The sequence below is a fragment of the Streptomyces venezuelae ATCC 10712 genome (assembly GCF_008639165.1).
GTDB classification, from domain to species: domain Bacteria; phylum Actinomycetota; class Actinomycetes; order Streptomycetales; family Streptomycetaceae; genus Streptomyces; species Streptomyces venezuelae.
The window spans coordinates 383,080-405,180 of record NZ_CP029197.1 but is presented as its reverse complement, the minus strand read 5'-3'; the positions used below and the strand labels follow the sequence as shown (position 1 = coordinate 405,180).

Sequence of the window (22,101 nt, the reverse complement as noted above, 5' to 3'; positions counted from 1 at the left end):
CGCTCAGGAGGTCGCGCCGGCGCGCGGCCTCCCGGCTCCGTCCGCGAGGCCGGGGAACCCGGGGCAACGACGTGTTCCGGCCGTATGACGAGGCACCGCCCTCCTCGTGTCGATCACGGAGGGGTAGTGTCGTCATCATTGCCGTGCGGCAACGATCGCGGCCGGAGACGTCCTGGGGGAGCGGGCATCCGGCTTGGTGACCGGGTCCGAACGGTCCGTAAGCGGCAGCGTGTTGGGGAACGAGGATGGGGCATGTCTGACATGACGACCGAAGGCTCCTCTGTCCGGGTGCGGCCCGGGCCGGCCGCGGTGGGCGAGCCCGAGCTGCGACAGCTCCTGGCAGGCCTCACGGCGGTGCGGGACGGTGATTTCGGCACCCGGCTGCCCGACGAGGCGGACGGCCTCATGGGCGAGATCTCCCTGGTGTTCAACGGGATGGTCGACCAGCTCTCCCTGTTCACCTCCGAGGTCACGCGGGTCGCCCGCGAGGTCGGCACGGAGGGGACGCTGGGCGGACAGGCCGCGGTACCCGGGGTCTCCGGCACCTGGGCCGACCTCACCGACTCGGTGAACGCGATGGCCGGCAACCTCACCACCCAGGTCCGGGACATCGCCCAGGTGGCCACCGCGGTCGCCAGGGGCGACCTCTCCCAGAAGATCGACGTGGACGCGCACGGCGAGATCCTGGAGCTGAAGAACACCATCAACACGATGGTCGACCAGCTCTCCTCGTTCGCCGACGAGGTCACGCGGATGGCCCGTGACGTGGGCACGGAGGGCATTCTCGGCGGGCAGGCCGATGTGAAGGGCGCCTCCGGCACCTGGCGCGATCTGACCGACTCCGTGAACTCCATGGCGGGGAACCTCACCGCTCAGGTGAGGGCGATCGCCCATGTCGCCACCGCGGTCGCCAACGGCGATCTGTCGAAGAAGGTCGACGTCGACGCCCGCGGCGAGATCCTGGAGCTGAAGACGACCATCAACACGATGGTCGACCAGCTCTCGGCCTTCGCCGACGAGGTGACCCGCGTCGCCCGCGAGGTGGGCACCGAGGGCAACCTCGGCGGCCAGGCCACCGTCCGGGGCGCCTCGGGCACGTGGAAGGACCTGACGGACAACGTCAACGTGATGGCGTCCAACCTCACCGGGCAGGTGCGTTCGATCGCCCAGGTCGCCACCTCCGTGGCCCGCGGTGACCTCTCCCGCCGGATCACCGTGGAGGCCAAGGGCGAGGTGGCCGCGCTCGCCGACACCATCAACACCATGGTGGACACGCTGTCGGCGTTCGCCGACGAGGTGACCCGCGTCGCGCGCGAGGTGGGCACCGAGGGCCGGCTCGGCGGCCAGGCCAGGGTGCCGAACGTGGCCGGCACCTGGAAGGACCTCACCGACAACGTCAACTCCATGGCGAACAACCTGACCGGCCAGGTCCGGAACATCGCCCAGGTCACCACGGCCGTCGCCAACGGCGACCTCTCCAAGAAGATCGACGTCGACGCCCGCGGCGAGATCCTCGAACTCAAGACGACCATCAACACCATGGTCGACCAGCTGTCCTCCTTCGCCGCCGAGGTCACCCGCGTCGCCCGCGAGGTCGGCAGCGAGGGCCGGCTCGGAGGACAGGCCGAGGTCGAGGGCGTCTCCGGCACCTGGAAGCGGCTGACCGAGAACGTCAACGAACTGGCCGGCAACCTCACCCGACAGGTTCGCGCCATCGCCGAGGTCGCGAGTGCGGTCGCCGAGGGCGACCTGACCCGCTCGATCACCGTCGAGGCCTCGGGCGAGGTCGCCGAGCTCAAGGACAACATCAACGCGATGGTCGGCTCGCTGCGCGAGACGACCCGGGCCAATCAGGAACAGGACTGGCTGAAGTCCAGCCTGGCCCGGATCTCCGCCCTGATGCAGGGCCACCGGGACCTGGCCGTCGTGGCCGAACTCGTCATGGACGAACTGACCCCGCTCGTCGCCGCCCAGTACGGCGCGTTCTACCTGGCCGAGGAGGGAACGGACGGCGTCGAACTCGGCCTCGTCGGCTCCTACGGCCGTCCCGCCGGAGACCAGGGCCGGGACCGCTTCCGGCTGGGCGAGTCCCTCGTGGGACAGGCCGCCCGCAGCCGCCGCACCATCGCCGCCGAGAACGTCCCCGCCGACTACGTCACGATCTCCTCCGGACTCGGCAGTACGTCCCGGGGCAGCCTCGTGGTCCTGCCGGTCGTCGTCGAGGACCAGGTGCTCGGCGTCATCGAACTCATGTCGTTCACCCCCTTCACCTCCGTGCACAGGGACTTCCTGGAGCAGCTCATGGAGACGGTGGGAGTGAACCTCAGCACCATCGTCGCCAACGCCCGAACCGACGAACTCCTCGACGAGTCCCAGCGGCTCGCGGGCGAACTGCGCTCGCGCACCGAGGAGCTCCAGGTGCGCCAGGAGGAGCTCCAGCGCTCCAACGCCGAACTGGAGGAGAAGGCGGCCCTGCTGGCCACGCAGAACCGCGACATCGAGGCCAAGAACCTCCAGATCGAGCAGGCCCGACAGGAGCTGGAGGACCGCGCCCAGCAACTCGCGCTGGCGTCGACGTACAAGTCCGAGTTCCTGGCGAACATGAGCCACGAACTGCGCACCCCGCTCAACAGCCTCCTGATCCTGGCCCAGCTGCTCGCCCAGAACCCGACCCGCAACCTCACGGCCAAGCAGGTCGAGTACGCCGGCATCATCCACTCCGCCGGGTCGGACCTGCTGCAGCTGATCAACGACATCCTCGACCTGTCCAAGGTGGAGGCCGGGAAGATGGACTTCAACCCGGAGCGCGTGCCGCTGCGCAGGCTCCTCGACTACGTCGAGGCCACCTTCCGCCCCCTCACCACGCAGAAGAGCCTCGCCTTCTCGGTCACCACGGCCGCCGGCGTCCCCGTCGACCTGGTCACCGACGACTCCCGGCTGCGGCAGGTGCTGCGGAACCTGCTGTCGAACGCCGTCAAGTTCACCGAGCACGGCAGCGTCGAACTCCGCATCGAACCGGCGTCGGACGCCGAGCTTCCCGTGCCGGTCCACCGGGGCGGCCCCGTCGTCGCCTTCCGGGTGACCGACACCGGCATCGGGATCGCCCCCGAGAACCTGGAGGCCATCTTCGGCGCCTTCCAGCAGGCCGACGGGACGACCAACCGGAAGTACGGGGGCACCGGTCTCGGGCTCTCCATCAGCCGCGAGATCGCGTTTCTGCTCGGCGGTGCCCTCACGGTCACCAGCGTGGCCGGCGAGGGCAGCACCTTCACCCTCTACCTGCCCGTCACCCGTACCGACGTCACGGAGAAGCCCGCCGCCCGGCAGCTGGAGGCCGCCGAGGTCTCGGTACCGGCCCTTGAGGCCGCCCCCGCTCCGGCCGCCGGACCCGGCACGGCGACGGCCCGCCCGACCCGGCGCCTCCTCGTGATCGAGGAGCGCCCGCGCGGGCTCCTCGCCGTCGTCGCCGAGAACGCGGTCACGCAGCTCTCCGCCGACGGCGGGCACGCCGAGCGGACGGACATCGAACTGATCGCGGTCGTCGGCCCGCAGGAGGCGGCCGCCGCCCTCGCCGACCAGCCGTTCCACTGCGTCGTGCTCGACCTCGACATGGCGGACGGCGACGCCCTGCGGTTCCTGGCCGCCATGGACGGCGACGAGGCCCTGCGTACGGTGCCGGTCCTCGCCCACAACAACCGCCGGCTCCCCGCCGACGAGGAGGGCGCGCTGCAGGAGCTGGCCCGCCGCCGCCCGCTGGAGCTGCTCTCCAGCCTCGACGAACTGCGCGAGCGGATCGCCCTGCACCTCTCGGCGGAGCAGCCCGGTGACGTCGTGCCGCTGGTCCGCGGTGACCACTGGGCGCCGGCACCCCAGGCCATCGACACCACGCTGCACGGCCGGACCGTCCTCGTGGTCGACGACGACGCCCGCAACCTCTACGCCCTGAGCGGCATCCTGGAGCTGCACGGCGTCACGGTGCTGCACGCGGAGAACGGCCGGAAGGGGATCGAGACGCTGCTGGCGAACCCTGCCGTGTCCCTCGTCCTGATGGACGTGATGATGCCGGAGATGGACGGCTACACGGCGACGGCACGGATCAGGGAGCTGTCGCAGTACGCGGACCTGCCCGTGATCGCGGTCACCGCCAAGGCCATGCCGGGCGACCGCGAGAAGAGCCTCGCGTCGGGCGCCAGCGACTACGTCACCAAGCCCGTCGACGCCGACGAGCTCATCGCCTGCATCGGCCGCTGGCTGAACGATGGATAGCCCCGTGACCGTCCCCGACGGGCCCGCCCGCACGCCGCGGCGGGCCCCGCGCCGCCCGGGCGCACCCCGCCCCCGTCCCTGCGGCGGCCGCGAGGCCGCCCTGACCGAGGAGTCGTCTACGTGAGTGGCCCCCGACCCCGGGCCGGAGACCCGACCGCCGGGCCCGCCGCGGACGACGCTCCGGCGCCCGTGGTGCCCGCCGGCGTCCCGGGCCCCCTTCCCTCCGACGGTGAACGCCCGTCGTCGCGGGACGACGTCACCGACGGCCGGCTGGCCGCGACGGTGGAGCGGCTGCGCGGCGAGGTGCGCGCCGCGCACGCGGCGGCCGAGGGGCGTGCCCTGATCGAGCTCGCCAAGGGAGTCCTCGTCGAGCGCCTGGGCTGCGGCCCCGCCCAGGCGGCGCGTCAGCTCGCCGCGCTGTCCGACCAGGCCGGGCTGTCCCGGCTCGAGCTGGCCGCGGACATCATCAACGAGGCGGCCCGCGACCGGGTCGCCGAGGTCGCGGACGAGTTCGTGAGGACGGTCATCGACGAGCCCGACACCGCCGGGCCCGCCGCCTCGGTCGCCGTGCGTCTGCGCACGGCGGAGAGCGCGGCGCTCAGCGCCGACGACACCCAGGCCGTCGCCGACACGCTGCTCGCGCACGCCCTCGAACCCCTGGGCGCCGTCGCCGTGGCGATCTGGACCACCGGAGCGGACGGTTCGCTGAGCCTGCGCGGCCACGCGGGGTTCGGCCCCGACGAGGCGGCCCGCTGGCACTACGTCCCTCCGGGGGTGACCACCGCGGCCCGGCAGGCGCTGACCGGCCGCCGCACCGTCTGGTACCCGTCGCTGTCCGCCGCGGGCATCCCCTCGATCGGACGCGCGCGCCACCCCGACGGCGGGCGGGTCGTCGTCCCCGCCGGGACCGGCGGCCGTATCCACGGCGTCCTGGAGATCTGCTGGGCCCGCCCGCTGGACCCCCAGCCGCAGGCCGTGCAGCGGCAGATCGAGGCACTCGCGGAGCTCTGCGCGCACACCCTGGAGGCGCTGCCCGATGCCACGGCCCCGGCGCGCTCCCTCCGCCCCGCCGTCGACGGAGCACGGGAACTGGCCGAGCTGTCCGACGGGCTCTACGACCCCGCCCTCGTCCTGACCCCGCACCTGGACGAGGAGGGAAGGCTCGCCGACTTCCGTATCCGGCACGCCAACGTCCACTTCCAGGACCCGGCGGGCAGGCCCCGCGGCGCCGTCGACGGGGCGCTGCTCCTGGAGGCGTACCCCGCGACGGCCGGCGAGAGCGAACTCTTCGAACGGATCGAGCGGGTCTATGCCACGGGCGAGCCCTACCGCGCCCGCCGCACCCGGCTCACCGCCCTGGTGGACCAGGTGCCGCTGACCTCGCTCGCCGACATCAGCATCAGCCGGCACGCGGGGAGCGTCCTCCTCATCTGGCGCGTCGAGGACGAATCGGCGCGCCTGGCCAGTCTGTTGCAGCACGCCCAGCGGCTCGGCCGGGTCGGGGCCTTCGAGGAGGACGCCCTCACCGGGGACATCACCTGGCACGGCCAGCTCTTCGAGCTGTTCGGCCGCCGGCCGACGGAGGCCCCGGTCGCCCTGCGCGACCTGGTCGGCCATGCCCACCCCGACGACTCCGGCACCATCCGGCGCTTCCTCAAGACGGTGCTGCACCAGCGCCAGGTGGGCTCCGCGGCCTTCCGCATGCTGCGCCGCGACGGGGTCACGCGGCACATCCGGGTGACCGCCGAACCCGCCCTCGGCGTCGACGGCGGCCTGGAGGCCGTCCGGGGCGCCTACCAGGACATCTCGGCGCAGCACTGGACCGAGGTCGCCCTCACGGCCACCCGCGACCGGCTGGTCGCCACGGAGGAGGCCGCCGAGGAACGCAACCGGCTCACCCTCCAGCTCCAGCACGCCATCATGCCGCCGGTCAAACCGCCGCTCGACGCGCCGGACCTCGAGGTCGCCGTGCGCTACCGCCCGGCCGAGTCCGAGTCCCTGGTCGGCGGCGACTGGTACGACGCCGTGGTGCTGCCGTCCAAGAAGGTGCTCCTGTGCGTCGGGGACGTCGCGGGCCACGGAGTGGAGGCCGCCACCGGGATGGTGGTCCTCCGCAACGCCCTGCGCGGCCTCGCCGTCACGGGCGCCGGGCCGGGACAGCTCCTGTCGTGGCTCAACAGCGTCGCCCACCACCTGACCGCCCAGGTCACGGCCACCGCCGTCTGCGGGATATTCGACCCCTCGACCCGCACCCTGCGGTGGGCCCGGGCGGGGCATCTGCCGCCGGTGCTCGTCCGGGGCAAGGAGGCGGTCGACCTGCCGCTCCTGCGGGGGCTGCTGCTGGGGGCGCTCGCCGAGGCCGAGTACGAGGAGGCGGAACTCCGGCTCGAACCCGACGACATCGTGCTGATGTACACCGACGGTCTCGTCGAGCGGCGGGACACCCCGGTGGAGGACTCCGTCGCCCAGCTGCTCACCATGGCCCAGCAGCCGTCCGACAGCCTCGAACAGCGGCTGGACCAGCTGCTGGCGCGCAGCAAGTCGGACACGGACGACGACACCTGCGTGGTCGGTGTCCAGGTGTCCTGACCCCCGACCGACCGACCGACCGACCGTCCGTCCGTCCGTCCGTCCCACGACCTTCCCCCCACACGGAAAGCAGGGAAACATGTCCGAGCGCGAACCGAACCTGGATGTCGACGTCGAGATCCGTGACGCCCGCACGGCCGTGCTGTCCGTGGCGGGTGAGCTGGACATGGACACGGCCGGCCGGCTCGCCGACCACCTGGCGGAACAGCTCGGCGAGGGGCGGCACCATCTCGTCCTCGACCTGTCCGCGCTCGGCTTCATGGACTCGTCGGGTCTGAACGTACTCATCAGGTCGGTCCACCGGGCCCGGGAGGCGGGCGGAGACCTGTACCTCGCCGCGCCGAACCCCGCGGTGCGACGCATCCTGGAGATCACCGGGGTGACGACGACGCTCCCGCCGCACGACCACCTGGCCCAGGCGCTGGCCGCGGCCGGCGGCGGCAGATAGCGCAGGGGTGCGGCTCCCGGGCACGGGAGCCGGCCCAGGAGGAAGGAAGAGGGAGACCGTGCACGAGATCGCCGACGTCGAACAGGCGCTCCGGCAGGCCGCTCCGCACCGGTTGGTGAGCGTCGTCGAGGACGCCCTGCGGGAGCGCTGCCACGCCCTGCGGGTGGAACTCCGCCTGGCCGACTACGGCTTGCGGACGCTCCAGCTCGTCGAGCGCACCCCGGGGGCCGATCCGTCGGTCCCGATCCACGACAGTCCCCAGGGACGCGCCTTCGGCGCCCAGGAGCCGTACGTCGTCCACGGGCCGGCGTCGGTCCTGATCCACCTGCCCGTCACCGTCCGCGGGGAGCGGCTGGGCGTCCTCACGGCGGAACTGCCCCCGGGGACCGATCTCCGACCCCTGCTCCCGGGGCTCGCCCAGGTCTGCGAGGCGCTCGGCCACGAGATCCTGGTCGCCGAGCGGGACACCGACCTGTACGTCCTGGCACGGCGGGCGACGCGGCTCACGCTCGCGGCGGAGATGCAGTGGCAGCTGCTGCCCGGCCGTTCGTGCGCCCGTCCCGAGTTCGCCCTCGCCGCCCATCTCGAACCGGCCTACGCCATCTTCGGCGACAACTACGACTGGTCGGTCTCCGACGGCCGTCTGACCCTCACCGTCACCAACGGCATGGGGGAGGGCATCGAGGCGGCCCTGCTGACGAACCTCGCGATCAACGCGCTCCGCAACGCCCGCCGGGCCGGTCTCGACCTCGCGGACCAGGCCGCGCTGGCCGACCAGGCCGTGTACGCGCAGTACCGGGGCGCCGCCTTCGTGTCGGTGCTCCTGCTCTCCTTCGACCTGGCCACGGGCGAGGTGGAGGCGGTGGACGCCGGTTCGCCACGGCTGTGGCGGCTGCGGGGCCATTCCGTCGAGTCCATCGGCTTCGAGGCGCAGCTGCCCCTCGGCATGTTCGAGGACACCGGCTACGTCTGCGAGCGGTTCACCGTGCGCCCGGGGGACCGCCTGCTGTTCGGCAGCGACGGCGTGTACGCCGCCGTGTCGCCGGCCGGGGAGAGCTATGGGGACCGGGCGCTCGCCCGCGCGCTCAGGGGGACGCGGCTGCTGCCGCCCAGTCAGGTCCCGCAGGCGATGCTCCGTGAGCTGAGCACCCACCACGGCGGCGGCTCGCTGGAGGACGACGCCCTGGTCGTCTGTCTCGACTGGCACGGCGCCGCGTCAACAGTTGCCGTGTGACAACTGTATCCTTGGGGCAATACCAGGCGTGCGCCCGGTAGGACACATCATGACGACCAGGGGTGGCGATGGGGACATGGGACACGCGCCCGGCCGGATCGGAAACCGGCCCCGCGCCGGGATCAGGCCGAGCTGACGTCCTTCAGCGGCGTGCGCGGGCGTGACGAGGCGGCCGGCCCACCCTCTCCCAGGGCCTCGTGGAACCCCGTGAGCCCCCGCAGCAGGGCCTTGCGGCTCGTCGGTGACATGTCGGCGATGACCGCGAGCAGGGCTTCCTCCCGCTGCACCCGCAGCTCTCGCAGGTACGCCTTGCCGTGCACGGTCAGATGCAGCTCCAGCTGCCTCCGGCTCACCGGGCTCGGCAGGCGCTGGACGAACCCCAGCGCCTCCAGCCGGTCGCACATGCGGCTCACCGAGGGCGGCGCGGAACCGAGCAGGTCGCCCAGGGTGCGCAGACTGATGCCCTCCTCGCGGTCCAGGCTGTACAGCACGCGCAACTGACTCGCCGAGACCGGTGTCGACGACACCATGTCCCGGCCGCGTTCCCACAGCACCTCCAGCAGCTCGATGAGCTCCCGGGCGGCCTCGGCCGTCTGCTGCGGTTCCCGCGGCGGCGGGGCGGGGTCGGTGTTCATGCCTGCCCACACTCCTCGGGCGTCCGGGGCCGAGGACGTCGGCCTTGCGACGGACCGGTCATCTCCACATCTCTCCAGAAGGCGGTACGGATCCGGTGGATCGACACGTGACAGTGGAAGGCGCACTGCGCGGGGCGGCACCACACCTCCTGCTGGACTCCCTCCGTACCAGTCTCACGCAGCTGTACGCCGCGTCCTGCGCCGACCTGCTCCTCGTCGACTACGGATTCACGTCCCTGCGCCCCGTGCCGCCCGCGCAGGCGCCCGCCAGGGCGCCGCACGTGCCCGTGGACGAGGGGCCCGCCGGTCGCGTCTTCCGCACGCAGCAACCATATCTTTCGCGTGATGTCGGGCCCACGGCGACCGTTTACCTTCCCGTCACGGTCCGCGGCGACCGGTTCGGCGTCCTCGTGGTCGACGTGCCGGCGGACCGGGGCACGCCGCAGACCACCGCGAGCCTCGCCCGGGTCGCCGAGACCCTCGGACACGCCCTGCGCGTCGCCGACCGCCACACCGACCTGTACCGCAGCACCCGCAGGACGCACGCCCTCAGCGTCGCCGGGGAGATGCAGTGGGACACCCTCCCGGGCCGGGCCTGCGCCGGACCCGCGTTCGACCTCCACGCCCACTGGGAGCCCGCCTACACCTCGGGAGGGCACCTCCTGGACTGGAGCGTGACCGAGGACGAACTCCTGCTGATCGTCGCCGACGGAGTGGGCCCCGGCACCCCGGCCGCCCTGGTGAGCACCTTCGCCCTGACGGCGATCCGCAACGCGCGGCGGGCCGGCCTCGACCTGGTGGGCCAGGCCAGCCTCACCGACCAGGCGCTCTACGGGCAGTACCGGGGCAAGAGCCCGCTGGCCGCCCTGCTGCTCCGCATCGACCTGACCAGCGGCGAGACCGAGGTGGTCGACGCCGGGTCGCCGACGCTCTGGCGGATCCGCGGCGACGTCACCGAGCGGGTCGAACTCGACCGGCAACTGCCCCTCGGCATGTTCGAGGACACCGTCTACGCGCCCCAGCGCCTGCGCCTCCTGGCCGGCGACCGGCTGGTCTTCGTCGCCTGCGGCACGGCCGAGCCCCGGACCCTCGGCGCGTACGAGGCGCCGGACGGCCCCGTCGCACGGGCCCTGGCCCGGACCCGCCACCTGAGCGGCGCGGACGCCCCCGGCGCCGTCGTCCGGGAGCTGCTCGACACCTCCCGAGGAGCACCGGAGGCCGTGCTCGTGCTCTGCCTCGACTGGCGCGGCCACGGGGCGGCGGCGCCGGACGGGAGGAGGGGCGGGGAGCCCGCTCCGACCCTCCCCGACGCGTCTCCTCGGGTGTGATCCGCGTTGTGGGCGGTGTGGGAACCGTGAAGAGGGGAAAGGCGGAGTACGAGGTGCCCGGAGCACCGCCCGGACGAGGGGAGTACCAGCGCCATGACCGACGCGATGACCGCGGAGACTGCGGCACGGGATCCCTTGCTGTCCGCGAGTGTCGTCTACGACGAGTCCTCCGACGGCGGGGCGATCGCCGCCGCCCGTGCCTTCACGGCCGACTTCCTCGCGGCCGCCCCGCCCGTGCGGGGCGCACCGGTGGCCGACGAGCGCGTCGAGCTGGCGCAACTGGTGGTCAGTGAACTCGTGACCAACGCGGTCCGGCACGCGGGCGGCCACTGCCGGCTGCTGCTCGAGCTGCGCCGGGACACCCTGGAGATCTCGGTGTACGACCGCGCGGCCGCCGCCCCCGTACCCCGCGGGCACGATCCCGGGCGGATCGGACAGCACGGCGTCGAGATCGTCGTCGCCATCTGCGAGAGCGTCAGCGTGGAGCCGGAAGCCGAGGGGAAGCGGGTCCGGGCCTGCCTCTCCCTGCTGCCGGAGTACGCCGACGCGGCGCCCGCAGGCGGTCACCGGGGGCCCCTGCGCACACCGCCGCGGGGCACGCCGCCGCGTACGGGGGCGACGCTCCACCACGCCATCGCCACTCCGACACAGAACACCAGGAACAACATGACCGGCACGACGGAACCCCTCCGGGTCGAGGACCACGTTCGAGGATCCGACTGACCGCGAACCCGGCGCCGAAACACGTCACTTCATCACGAAGGGCCGGGGGAGGGCGGGCCGAAGCAGGCGGTGACGTCCTTGCCCCGCGGGCAGGAGCGGATCCGCACATCGTCGGCGAGGGCGTCGATCAGCAGCAGGCCGCGGCCGCCCAGGGCGTCGTCGCCGGGGTGCCGTTGCTCGGGAACACGGGACGAGGCGTCGTGTGCCGTCACGTGCAGACACTCCTCGTCCCAGGTGAGGATGAGCTGCGCGTCGCTGTGGGCGTGGATGTGCGCGTTGGTGACCAGTTCGGAGACCGCGAGCACCACGGAGTCCACCAGGTCCGGTGCGGTGCGGTCCCAGCCGAGCGCCGCCAGATGCTCACGCGTCCAGTCGCGTGCCGTCTTCACACTGCTGCCGAGGGGGAGCGACCGAGCCCACCCGACGGCTCGCAGTGAGGGATCCCGTGTCATGTCTCTCCTTGTCATGTCTCTTTCTCGAACGACCGGCCACCCTTCTTCTGCCCAGCGACCTGCGGAAGAAGCGGCCCATAGGGGCCCCGACGGCCCCGACGGACACCGCAGTAAGATCGACGGCGAATTCGTCGGTGTGGACTCCGGAGTCCCGGGTATGCGAGCTGACACGGAGTCACGATGACCGGTTCGGGACACACGTGAAAGGAGAACGGCGTGACGCTCACCACCATGTCGGCCCAGAGGATCGAGGCCGGAACGGGAACGCTGCCGGTGGTTCCGGACGCGTTGGCGGTCGCGCCCAAGGACGCACGGGCCCTGTCGAAGGTCTTCTTCCAGGAGCTCACGGTCCTGGAGGAGGGAACGCACGAGTACCAGTACGCGCGCAACACCCTCATCGAGATGAACATGAGCCTGGTCCGCTACGCGGCCGGCCGGTTCCGCCACCGCGGCGACGAGATGGAGGACATCGTCCAGGTCGGCATGATCGGACTGATCAAGGCGATCGACCGGTTCGAGCTGTCGCGTGAGGTCGAGTTCACCACGTTCGCCGTCCCCTACATCGTCGGAGAGATCAAGAGGTTCTTCCGGGACACCTCCTGGGCGGTGCACGTGCCCCGCCGACTGCAGGAGGCCCGGGTGGAACTCGCCAAGGCGACCGAGGAGCTGAGCACGCGCCTGGGCCGGACCCCGACGTCCAAGGAACTCGCCGAGCTGATGAGCCTCACCGAGGAAGAGGTCAACGAGGCCCGGCTGGCCTCCAACGGCTACCACTCCTCGTCGCTCGACGCCGCGCTGAGCGGCGAGAACGAGGACAGCGAGGCCTCCCTCGCCGACTTCATCGGCAGTGAGGACCCCGCGATGGAGCTGGTGGAGGACTTCCACGCCCTGGCCCCGCTGATCGCCGAGCTGGACGAGCGCGACCGGCAGATCATCCACCTGCGGTTCGTCGAGGAACTCACCCAGGCCCAGATCGGGGAGCGGCTCGGCTGCTCCCAGATGCATGTGTCCCGGCTGCTCTCGCGCACCATCAAGAGCCTGCGCCAGGGCCTCCTGGAGACCGGCTGATCCGTCGTCCCCTCTCGCCCGTCCGCGAAGGCTCCTCCGCCCCCCCCGGGGCAGGGGAGCCTTCCGCGCGTGGGGCGGTCGGTCACCGGAGGGCGAACCGGTCGGGGTGGGCGGCGTTCCAGTCGGCCGCCCACGACGGCGGGACCGACGCCGGTACGAGCAACTGCCCGGCTTCGAGCGGCGCGTACAACTCGGCATGGGACCGGACGGTGTTCGGTCCGACCCGGCGCAGCAGCATGTCGGGCGTCAGACCGCCCGATTCGTCGAGGCCCATGGCGGCCATGATCTGCAGGGCGCTCCCGACCGTCGCCTCCTGGAAGCGCTGGACGCGGCGCGCCTTGTCCTCGACGTCCAGGGCCCGGGCGCGCCGGCGGTCCTGGGTGGCGACTCCGACGGGGCAGGTGTTGGTGTGGCAGCGCTGGGCCTGGACACAGCCGAGGGCGAACATCATGGCCCGGGCCGAGTTGGTGTAGTCGGCGCCCTGGGCCAGCCGTTTGACGATGTCGCCGCCGGTGGCGATCTTGCCGGACGCGCCGATCCGGATCCGGTCGCGCAGGCCGGCGCCGACCAGGGAACGGTGGACCGTCGTCAGGCCCTCGGTCAGCGGGAGCCCGACGGTGTCCGCGAACTCCAGCGGCGCGGCCCCGGTGCCGCCCTCCGCCCCGTCGACGACGATGAAGTCGGGCGTGACGTCCTCCTCCAGCATCGCCTTGCAGACGGCGAGGAACTCGCGGCGCGATCCGACGCACAGCTTGAACCCGACCGGCTTGCCCTCGGCGAGCTCCCGCATCCGGCGCACGAAGCGGACGAGCTCCCTCGGGGTGCGGTAGACGCGGTGGTACGGCGGGGAGACCACGGTCCGGCCCTCGGGGACGCCACGGGCCGCGGCGATCTCCCGGCTGACCTTGGCGCCGGGCAGCACACCCCCGATGCCGGGCTTGGCGCCCTGGCTGATCTTCAGCAGCACGCAGGCGACCTGGTCGAGGGCGGCCTTCTCGGCGAACCGCAGCGGGTCGAAGTCGCCGTCCTCCGTGCGGCAGCCGAAGTACCCCGTCCCGACCTCCCAGACGAGGTCCCCGCCCGGCGCCAGGTGGTGTTCCGATATCCCGCCCTCGCCGGTGTCATGGGCGAAGCCCCCGCGCCGCGCGCCCTCGTTCAGGGCGCGGATCGCCCGGTCGGAGAGGGAGCCGAAGCTCATCGCGGACACGTTGAGCAGGGCCATGTCGTAGGGCCTGGTGCAGTCGGGGCCGCCGATCCGGACCCGGGGCGGTTCGGTGGGAACCGGCCGCGGGGCCATGGAGGGCACGAGGTAGTCGGCGCCCGGCCGGTACAGCTCCAGCTCCGTGCCGAAGGGGTCGGCGGCGTCGGTCCCCTTCGCCCGTTCGTACACGATGGAACGCGTGTCCCGGTCGAAGGGAGCGCCGTCGATGTTCCGCTCGACGAAGTACTGCTGAACCTCGGGACGGATCTTCTCCATCGCGAACCGCAGGTGCCCCAGGAGGGGGTAGTTGCGCAGGATCGAGTGGCGCCGCTGGACGACGTCGTACGAGGCGACCGCGGCGAGCAGGAGAGCGGGACCGGCCGCGCACCACCACCAGGGCGACAGCAGGACGGCCGGCAACCCGGTGGCGAGTGCGGCGACGGCCGGGAGGACCAGGAGAAGAAGCGTCGGCATGAGGGCCGTATGTCCCGAATCGCCCAGGCCAAGCACACGTCGACCCCGGCACCGCGCCCTCGCGCCGGGCGCGTTGTACCAGGACTCCGGATCACCGGCGCACGTGCCGTGCTCGGCCGCCCGGGCGGTCCGTCCGCCGAGGACCGGGCGACGAATCCGGGGGAACGCCAGGTGGCGTGCCGCACGGTGCGCTAGCGTCGCGACCGTCGAACGCGTTGACGAACGGGGTCGGTTGGATGGTGGCGGAGGAGCTGACGGCGCTGGCCGCGGCCGGAGGCGCCGCGGTCGTGCAGGCGGCCGGAACCAGCGCCTGGCAGGGCCTGCGGCAGTCGGTGGCGGAGTGGTTCGCCCGGGGCGACGGGGACCGCCGGCGCGTCGAACTGGAACGGCTCGACCACAGCGCGGCCGCCCTGGAGACGGCGCCGGACGAGGAACGGTCCGGCGTGCGCAGCGGCCAGCAAGGAGCCTGGCAGGCCCGCTTCGAGCAGGCGCTGGAGAACCTGAGCGGCTCCCAGCGCGAGGAGGCCGCCGCGATCCTCCGGGCCCTGTTGCGGAGACACGCGCAGGCGGACGGAGCGGACGCACCCACCGGCGGCACCACGATCCACGGCGACGTGGACATCCGGGCCGACCACGGTTCCGCGGCGGCGGTACGGATGCGGGACGTCACCGTCGGAACCCCTCCGCAGCCGGGTCCGCAGCAGGGCTGAGCGGGCTCGGAGGCGGTCAGGCCCCGCACATCACGGCAGACACGGTCATCTCGGCCACCCACGGTGGGCTCGCGGTCGGCCACGTCGGCAGCATCACGTACTACGGCTCCGCGCCGGAGCACGGCGACGGCCGGTTCGCCACCCGAACGGGCGGCCCCGACCAGCGGCTCCGCCCGTACCTGCGCGCCGTCGGCGCGGCAGCCGACCAACTCCCGCACCCCGGGCTGGCGCCGGAGCCCGACGCACCGTCGCTGGCGGACGTCTACGTGCCGCGGCGCGCCACGGCCCGGGGCGCGCGGACCGCCACCCCCGCCGAACACGTCTTCACCGGCGACGACCCCATCCGGGTCCTGCTGGCCGGGCCGGGCCAGGGCAAGTCGACGCTCCTGCGGCACCACCTGCTGTCCGCCTCCCGGCACCTGCTGGCACCGGAGCCCGACGCGGACGCTCCGACGATCGCCTTCCCGGTACTGATCCGGGCCGGTGACCTGGTCGGCGCGCCCCTGCTGGCGCCCGCCCTGGCCCACGCGGTGACCGAGGAGTACGGTCCGTTCGGACTGAGCGAGGCGTTGACCGAGGACTTCTTCCGCCACCCGCCGCGTCCCGGCGCGCGGTGGCTGGTCATGGTCGACGGCCTCGACGAGGTGCCCGACCGGACGGCCCGGCTGGCCCTCCTCGACCGTCTCGCCCGCGAAGCCGGGACCCCGGACACGCCCTACCGGTTCCTCGTCGCGACCCGCCCCCTGCCCGGCGGCGAACTCGCCCGGCTGCCCCGCGCCACCGGGCACCACACGCTGGAGCCCTTCACGGACGACGACGTCCGCAGCTACGTACGCAAACGGCTGCACGCGCTGCCCGACGCCGACCGCCACGTCCGGGCGTTCCTGCACGGCGTCCGCCGGACCCGGCTGGAGGACCTGGCCCGCATCCCCCTGATGACCGCCATGCTGTGCCACCTGTACGAGGCCGACACCGATCGTCCCCTGCCCGACGGACGGGCCGGAGTCTTCCGGTCCTTCGTCGAACTGCTCTACGAGGAGAACGTCCACAAGGGCGTCGGCGAGCTGCACGACCGTGCCATCCGCACCCTGGTCGACCGCTACCAGATCCCGGAGGACCGCCGCACCGTCGAGAAGGCAGCCGAGAACGCCCGGGAACACCTGCCGGTCCTCATCGATCACCTGGCCCACGAGAGGATCGGCGGGAACCGCGCTCCTGCCACCGCGATCCTCTCCGCGCACCCGCACGCCCGACGGCCCGACAAGGTCAAACCACCCCTGTGGGACGCACTGCTGGCCTCGCTGCTGCGTTTCTGCGGCCTTCTGGCGGGCCAGGGCGACGACGTCGAGTTCCTGCACCGCACGCTCCTGGAGTACCACGCCGCCCGTCACGCCACCCGCGACCCGCAGGCCCGCATGCTGCTCTTCGACCGGCTGTTCCCCGCCCAGCGGCTGCGCGACCGACTGCGCCGGGCGGCCCGGCGTACGTCCGGCGTCGAGCCACTGGATCCACTCGGCCTCGAACCCTCCTACCTCGGCTTCCTCCTCGACGCCCTGCTGGCCTCGGAGAAGCCGCTGGCCGCGGCCACGCTACGGGCCATGGAAGGCCTGTTCGGATCCGCCGAGATCACCGGGTACCACCTGCTCAAGGCGCAACTCCAGCTCGGCAGCAGCCTCCCGCGGCCGAAAGCGGCACGGTGGCTGACCGCGTTCGCGACCAGCCCCGACGCGGACGACCGCAACCGGGTGGAGGCCGCCTGGGACCTCGCCGAGCTGGAGGGCCATCTCGACGACGGCGCGGAGCTGCTCGCCCGGCTCGCCGGAGACCGCGCGCTCCACGCGGACCACCGCACGTGGGCCGCCGAGATCCTGGCCGGCCTCGAAGGCCACGAGGCGGCCGGGGCCACGCTGCTCCTCCGGCTCATCGAGGACCTGGCACCGGATCCGTACAGCGTGCTCGGCGCCGCGACGGGTCTGGCCCGGCTCACCCACCACGGCTCCCTCGGGGTGCGGCTGCTCACCGAGTGCGCCACCGACCCCGGGACCGAGGTCCATATCCGCTGCATGGCGGCCCACTCGCTCACGGAACTCGACGGGCACCGCGAGTCCGGCGCCGCGCTGCTGCTCGACCTCGCCCAATACGGCTCCGTCACCGCCGCCAGGCACCTCGCCGAGATGGACGGGCTCCACCGCGAGGACGGGGTGGGTCTGCTCACCGCGTTCGCGGGGGACACGGCCACGCCGCCGTACGACCGGGCGAGGGCCGCCGCGGCGCTGGCCGGCGTGGCGGGCCACGCGGATCGTGCCGCCCGGCTGCTCACCGAGCTGGCCCGGGAGTCGCTGCCCGGCAGCGACTCCCACCTGACGGCCGCCGAGAGACTCGCCGAGCTGGACGAGGAAGCGGCCGCGGACCTGGTCCGGCCCGTCGTGACCGGCCGTGCCGTCCATCCGGGAAACCGGCTGCGCGCGCTTCTGCTCCTGGCGCGCTCCACCACCCACCAGGGCGAGGCGGCCCCCCTGCTCGGCGGCATCGCGGCCGACACGACGACGGAGGCGTACGACCGCACGACCGCCGCGACGGCGCTGGCCGACCTCGACGGTCACCGCGAGGAGGCGTTCGCCCTGCTCCTCGGCATCGCCGGGGACGGCGGCGCCCCCGTGTGGGACCGGATCACCGCGGCCTCCCGACTGGCCGAGCGCGGTGACGAACGCTCGGCCGGACTCCTTGCGTCCTTCGCCGCGGATCCCGCGGTCCCCTCGGACGTCAGGGTTCGCGCCGCGAGTTCCCTGGCCATGCTGGACGGCCACCGCGCCGCCGGCCTGCGGCGCCTGGCCGCACTGGCCAACGACCCCCAGGGGGCCAAGGCGCAACGGACCGCTGCCGCGACCTCGCTGACCACACGTGAGTTCTACCGGATCCGTCGATGAGCGCCGCCCGGTCACGGCCCCGGACGAACGGCGGGTCGCCGGCCGTCCCGCCGGACGAGGACGGGGCGTCCGATCGTGGACCGCGATCGGACGGCCCGCTCCTCGACTCCTCGGCCGAGGCCTTCGGACCCGGAGTTAGGGCGCGTCCACGAGGGTCCGGCCGTCGGTGACGAAGCGGGCGGCGGCGCCGTTGGCGTAGGCGGCCTCGACCCGGGCCTGCTCGGCCGCGTCGGCGACCGCGTTCACACACGCCGTACCGGCGCTCGACCCCGACATCAACTGTGAGCACGGGCCGGGCTTGGTGTCGGGCAGGCCCAGGCTGTGGCCGATCTCATGGGCGGCGATACGGGTCTTGTCGTACCCCTGGGCCACGGCCTGACTGCCGAGTTCGACCCGGACCTGCCGACCGGGTCGGACGGGGCCGAGCGTGGCCTGGGGCCAGCCGGTGGTCGCCACGATCACGATCTCCGCCCGGGTGCCCGGCGCGGCCTCGACCAGCCTGACGTTGTCGACGTGGGCGTTCCACGAGGCCACGCCGGCGGCGATGGCGGCCTCCCAGCCGGCCGCCCGGCTGTCGTCGTACCGAAGCGTCACGACCGCCGCGGCGCGCACCGCAGACGGCTCCGTCGTCGGTGCGGGGGTGGCGGTGGCCGTGGTGGCCGTTGCCGTGGCCAGGACGACCGTGACGCCGGCGGTGGCCGTCCTCAGCCATGAGGAGAGAGACATGGTGCTCCTTCATTCGTGGGGGGAATCCGGGGCCATCCGACGGTAAGCTCCCGCGCCCCTGAATGTCATGAGCCTGACATGCCTGACTTCGCCAACGAACCTATCTCTGAACGGAGTTGTACGTCACTCGGAACCGCTTCTAAGCCGGCGGAGGCGGCTCGCGCCGATGCAGCGAATGTCTCACGCGGGGCAACTCGTCGTCGAAGAGGCGGCCGACCAGCGCGCCGCCGAACACGACCACGCCCACCGCGACCAGCCACGTCTGGATGACCAGGAACGCGCCGAACGGCCCGTAGGTCACGGCGCTCGACGCGATCAGCGGCGAGAACACGAGCCGGGAGAACACCCGCAGCCCCATCAGCCCGATCACGGTGGCCACCGCGCCGGGCAGCAGGGCGCGCCATCCGATCCGGCCCCCGAGCAGCAGCCGCTGCGACCACCAGAAGAACAGGATGCCGCTCAGCGTGGTGACGACACCCCCGCCCGGACCCTGGCGCCAGAAGGCGGCGACGGCGAACAGGTACAGGACCCCGAGGAGGACGGCGAGCCACAGCACGTGCCGCCAACGGGCCCGCCAGCGGGCCGGGGGCAGGTTCCAGACCCTCTCGTAGCCGCTCTGCACCACCGTGCCGAACGAGAGGCCGAACACGGCGAGCAGCGCGAGGCCGAACGCGGTGGTGGCCCGCCGCACCTGGCCCGGCAGCGCGAACAACCGCTCGATCTCCACCCGGGCGGGCTCCGAGACCCCGAGCCCGTCGCCGAGCCACTGCGCGAAGCCCTTGCCGCTGCCCGCTCCGGCCGCGGACACGACGATCAGCAGCGGTACCAGGGTGAGGAATCCGAGGGCGGCGAACCCCAGCGAGCGCTGCCACAACTCCAGCCCGCTGACCGGCCCCCACCAGTGCCCGGCGCGCAGCCGGCGGATCACGCTTCGTATCCGCTCGAACGGGGACCGCCGTCCGGCGCGACCGGCGGCCATCAGCCGTCCGGCGCCCGAGCCACGGCCGGCACCGTCGGCCCGCCTGTGGCGCTCGCGATGTCGAGCATGGCGCGCTCCAGGAATTCGCTGCTATCTCCACCGTAGGACCGACACCTGACGGCAGCCACCCTCGGGCCGTAGCCGTAGCCGTAGCCGTAGCCGTAGCCGTAGCCGTAGCCGTCGCCGACCGGGCCGCGCCCAGACCCCGGCCCTGGCGCTCTGACCGGGAACGTGCCGGTGTGTCTTCAGCCCTGCCTGCTGTCCTCCGGTGCCGTGCTCGGCGCCGGTGCCCCGGCGCGCGGCACCGGGACGAACGGCCGCCGCACACCCGCGGGTTCGGGTGAGGTGCCGCAGGCCCGGCCGATGTGGTCGAGCAGGCGCAGCAGCGCGGTGCGGGCCTGCGGGGCCGCCCCCGGCTCGGCGTCGAGCCGGGCCAGGGTGCGGTGGACGCGGCGCAGCGCCCGCCCGGTGCGGCCTGCGCGGTGGTCGGCATGGGCGAGGGCGTACTGGGCGAGGGCGGCGGCCCAGGCGTCGTCGTGGTTGTCCGGCCGGGCGAGCGCGCGGTGGGCGGTGCGCACGGCCGCTTCGGGGGAGGACTGTGCCTGCACGACGGACAGCGCCGCGAGGCTGACGGCGGCTCGTGGTCCGCCGGCCGCCCCCTCCGGGATGGTGTCGGCGGCCGCACGGTAGGCCCGGGTGGCCGCCTCCGGATCGCGCCTCTGCCACGCCAGCGTGCCCCGGACGTGGGCGATACGGCCGAGGAGGGCGTCGTCCCCGGCCATGACCGCGGTCGGCCAGGCCAGGTCGAGGAGCCGCTGCGCCGTCCAGGGATCCTGCGCGGTGATGAGCCAGGCGGCAAGCCACCGTCCGCGCGCCACCAGCGGGCTGTCGGTCCTGACGTGCCGCAGCAGACCGAGCAGCAGGCGGCTGCCCTCGGCGCCCCGCTCGTGCGCCGCCCACCAGAACCAGAGGTGGAGGACCGCTTCCAGGGCGTTCGTCGTGTACGCGGACTCGTCGGAGCCGTCCGTACGGCCCTGGGGGCGTCCCGCCAGGGCCATCAGCTCGTCGTGCTCGTCCAGGACGATCTGCGCCGCCTGGTGCTGCAACCCCATGTTCCACAGCGTTTCGGCCACGGCGGCGACACCCCGGTAGTGGATCGCGTGCCGCACCAGGACCTCCTGCGACTCGCCGGCCCTGCTGAGCCGTTCGGCGCCGAAGTCGCGGGCGGCCCGCGTCATCCGGTAGCGGTGCGGGCGCACCACCCCCGGTTCGCCGATCACCTGGAGGACGCCCGCCGCGCTCAGCACGGCCAGGCAGGAAGGCACCAGGTGCGGCTCGATCCCGTCGCCCGAGCACAGCTGCACCGCCGCCGCCTCGGTGAACGGGCCCGCGAAGACCCCGGCCCGGTGCCACACCCTCCGTACCGTCTCGTCGCAGAGCGCGTGCACCGCGCCGAGGGACGCGCGCAACGACCGGTGCCGCCGCAGCAGCGGCCCCGGGCCCGTCAGCCAGCACTGGTCGGTCTCCAGGCGGGTCGCGAGTTCACAGACCGTTCCCTCGACGAGCTGGCCCGCGGCCAGTTCGATGGCGAGCGGCACACCTTCGAGGAGTCGGCACACCCGTGTGACGTCGGGGAGGTCGTCATCCGTGAGGGGCGGGCCGCCGCGCGCCCGGGACAGGAAGAGCTCGACGGCGGGAGAAGGCCCCGGCGCCCCCGCCGGGCAGTCGACCGCCAGGGGCGCCAGCCGTACGACCCGTTCGTCACCCAGCCCGAGGGCCCGGCGCGCGGTCACCAGGACGCGGAGTGCGGGCACGGCCATCAGCAGCCTCTGGACGAGCCCCGCGCACTCGGTGTGGACGGGGTCGACGTCGTCCAGGACCAGCAGGAGCCCACCGGCCGACACGGCGGACGCCGCCTCGGTGGCGTCCGCGTTCCGCGGGCCCGGTGGATCCCCGGCCGCGGCGGTGAGCGCACGGACCACCCGCGCGGTCAGCGCGCCCGGCCCGACGGGCACGCCGTCGTGCCAGCGGACCCTGACCATGGCCCGCCACGGCCCACCGGCCCGGGGACCGGCGACCGCGGCGGCGAGCCGGCTCTTGCCGACACCCGCCGCGCCCGCCACGGTCACCAGCCGGTGCCCGTCGAGGGCCGCCCGCAGGTCCGCCACCTCCGCGGCGCGGCCGACGAGGTCCCCGGCCCGCCCGGAACGGCTGCCGGGACCGCCTTCGCAGCCACCGGCAGGTGTCCACACGTTCGGGTACTTCACGACCTTGCCCCCATGGCTCGCGTCACGGACGCCCCGCTCCGAGGCCATGAGTTACGGCGGGAAAGCCGCTGGCC

15 protein-coding genes are annotated in these 22,101 nt (G+C 73.2%); 9 read left to right on the top strand and 6 right to left on the bottom strand.

Annotation, left to right across the window (positions count from 1 at the left end; translation table 11 throughout):
* The first annotated feature begins 252 nt into the window (after window positions 1–252).
* From DEJ43_RS01785 to DEJ43_RS01765, 4 genes are all read left to right on the top strand, one after another.
* Entirely contained in the window at window positions 253–4,266 is a 4,014-nt protein-coding gene (locus tag DEJ43_RS01785; RefSeq protein ID WP_015031578.1) for a HAMP domain-containing protein, read from the top strand.
* Between the two features lie 120 nt (window positions 4,267–4,386).
* Window positions 4,387–6,855 (top strand): GAF domain-containing SpoIIE family protein phosphatase, encoded by a 2,469-nt coding sequence (locus DEJ43_RS01775; RefSeq protein ID WP_015031577.1) that lies wholly within the window; start codon window positions 4,387–4,389, stop codon window positions 6,853–6,855.
* Between the two features lie 79 nt (window positions 6,856–6,934).
* On the top strand, window positions 6,935–7,303 hold the full coding sequence (locus DEJ43_RS01770; protein ID WP_015031576.1) for an STAS domain-containing protein: 369 nt from the start codon (window positions 6,935–6,937) through the stop codon (window positions 7,301–7,303).
* A gap of 58 nt (window positions 7,304–7,361) precedes the next feature.
* The gene (locus DEJ43_RS01765; protein WP_015031575.1) at window positions 7,362–8,537 is read left to right on the top strand and encodes a PP2C family protein-serine/threonine phosphatase; all 1,176 of its coding nucleotides are present in this window, start codon (window positions 7,362–7,364) and stop codon (window positions 8,535–8,537) included.
* A 122-nt stretch (window positions 8,538–8,659) separates the two neighbouring features.
* On the opposite strand, the gene DEJ43_RS01760 is transcribed toward DEJ43_RS01765, so the two are convergent.
* Entirely contained in the window at window positions 8,660–9,172 is a 513-nt protein-coding gene (locus DEJ43_RS01760) for a MarR family winged helix-turn-helix transcriptional regulator (RefSeq protein ID WP_015031574.1), read from the bottom strand.
* Between the two features lie 107 nt (window positions 9,173–9,279).
* Between DEJ43_RS01760 and DEJ43_RS01755 the strand changes: the two genes are divergently transcribed.
* Together DEJ43_RS01755 and DEJ43_RS01750 are read left to right on the top strand one after the other, a co-directional pair.
* The gene (locus DEJ43_RS01755; protein ID WP_233447909.1) at window positions 9,280–10,500 is read left to right on the top strand and encodes a PP2C family protein-serine/threonine phosphatase; all 1,221 of its coding nucleotides are present in this window, start codon (window positions 9,280–9,282) and stop codon (window positions 10,498–10,500) included.
* A gap of 93 nt (window positions 10,501–10,593) precedes the next feature.
* Window positions 10,594–11,223, top strand: a complete 630-nt coding sequence (locus DEJ43_RS01750; protein WP_015031572.1) for an ATP-binding protein — start codon at window positions 10,594–10,596, stop codon at window positions 11,221–11,223.
* A gap of 32 nt (window positions 11,224–11,255) precedes the next feature.
* On the opposite strand, the gene DEJ43_RS01745 is transcribed toward DEJ43_RS01750, so the two are convergent.
* The gene (locus DEJ43_RS01745) at window positions 11,256–11,675 is read right to left on the bottom strand and encodes an ATP-binding protein (protein ID WP_015031571.1); all 420 of its coding nucleotides are present in this window, start codon (window positions 11,673–11,675) and stop codon (window positions 11,256–11,258) included.
* A 231-nt stretch (window positions 11,676–11,906) separates the two neighbouring features.
* Between DEJ43_RS01745 and DEJ43_RS01740 the strand changes: the two genes are divergently transcribed.
* Window positions 11,907–12,743 (top strand): RNA polymerase sigma factor SigF, encoded by an 837-nt coding sequence (locus DEJ43_RS01740; RefSeq protein WP_086024664.1) that lies wholly within the window; start codon window positions 11,907–11,909, stop codon window positions 12,741–12,743.
* Between the two features lie 82 nt (window positions 12,744–12,825).
* Here DEJ43_RS01740 and DEJ43_RS01735 read toward each other — a convergent pair whose 3' ends face one another.
* Window positions 12,826–14,418, bottom strand: a complete 1,593-nt coding sequence (locus DEJ43_RS01735; RefSeq protein ID WP_041661960.1) for an FMN-binding glutamate synthase family protein — start codon at window positions 14,416–14,418, stop codon at window positions 12,826–12,828.
* Window positions 14,419–14,633: 215 nt separating this feature from the next.
* On the opposite strand from DEJ43_RS01735, the gene DEJ43_RS01730 reads away from it, so the two are divergent.
* Together DEJ43_RS01730 and DEJ43_RS01725 are read left to right on the top strand one after the other, a co-directional pair.
* Complete coding sequence (locus tag DEJ43_RS01730; protein ID WP_233447908.1) at window positions 14,634–15,128, top strand: hypothetical protein; 495 nt, start codon at window positions 14,634–14,636, stop codon at window positions 15,126–15,128.
* A 266-nt stretch (window positions 15,129–15,394) separates the two neighbouring features.
* The gene (locus DEJ43_RS01725) at window positions 15,395–18,055 is read left to right on the top strand and encodes an NACHT domain-containing protein (protein ID WP_233447907.1); all 2,661 of its coding nucleotides are present in this window, start codon (window positions 15,395–15,397) and stop codon (window positions 18,053–18,055) included.
* Window positions 18,056–18,190: 135 nt separating this feature from the next.
* Here DEJ43_RS01725 and DEJ43_RS01720 read toward each other — a convergent pair whose 3' ends face one another.
* From DEJ43_RS01720 to DEJ43_RS01710, 3 genes are all read right to left on the bottom strand, one after another.
* Window positions 18,191–18,781, bottom strand: a complete 591-nt coding sequence (locus DEJ43_RS01720; protein ID WP_015031566.1) for a snapalysin family zinc-dependent metalloprotease — start codon at window positions 18,779–18,781, stop codon at window positions 18,191–18,193.
* Between the two features lie 139 nt (window positions 18,782–18,920).
* A complete protein-coding gene (locus tag DEJ43_RS01715) occupies window positions 18,921–19,760 on the bottom strand; it encodes a YihY/virulence factor BrkB family protein (RefSeq protein WP_015031565.1) in 840 nt (279 codons plus the stop codon).
* Between the two features lie 245 nt (window positions 19,761–20,005).
* Complete coding sequence (locus DEJ43_RS01710; RefSeq protein ID WP_015031564.1) at window positions 20,006–22,027, bottom strand: ATP-binding protein; 2,022 nt, start codon at window positions 22,025–22,027, stop codon at window positions 20,006–20,008.
* Window positions 22,028–22,101 lie beyond the last annotated feature (74 nt).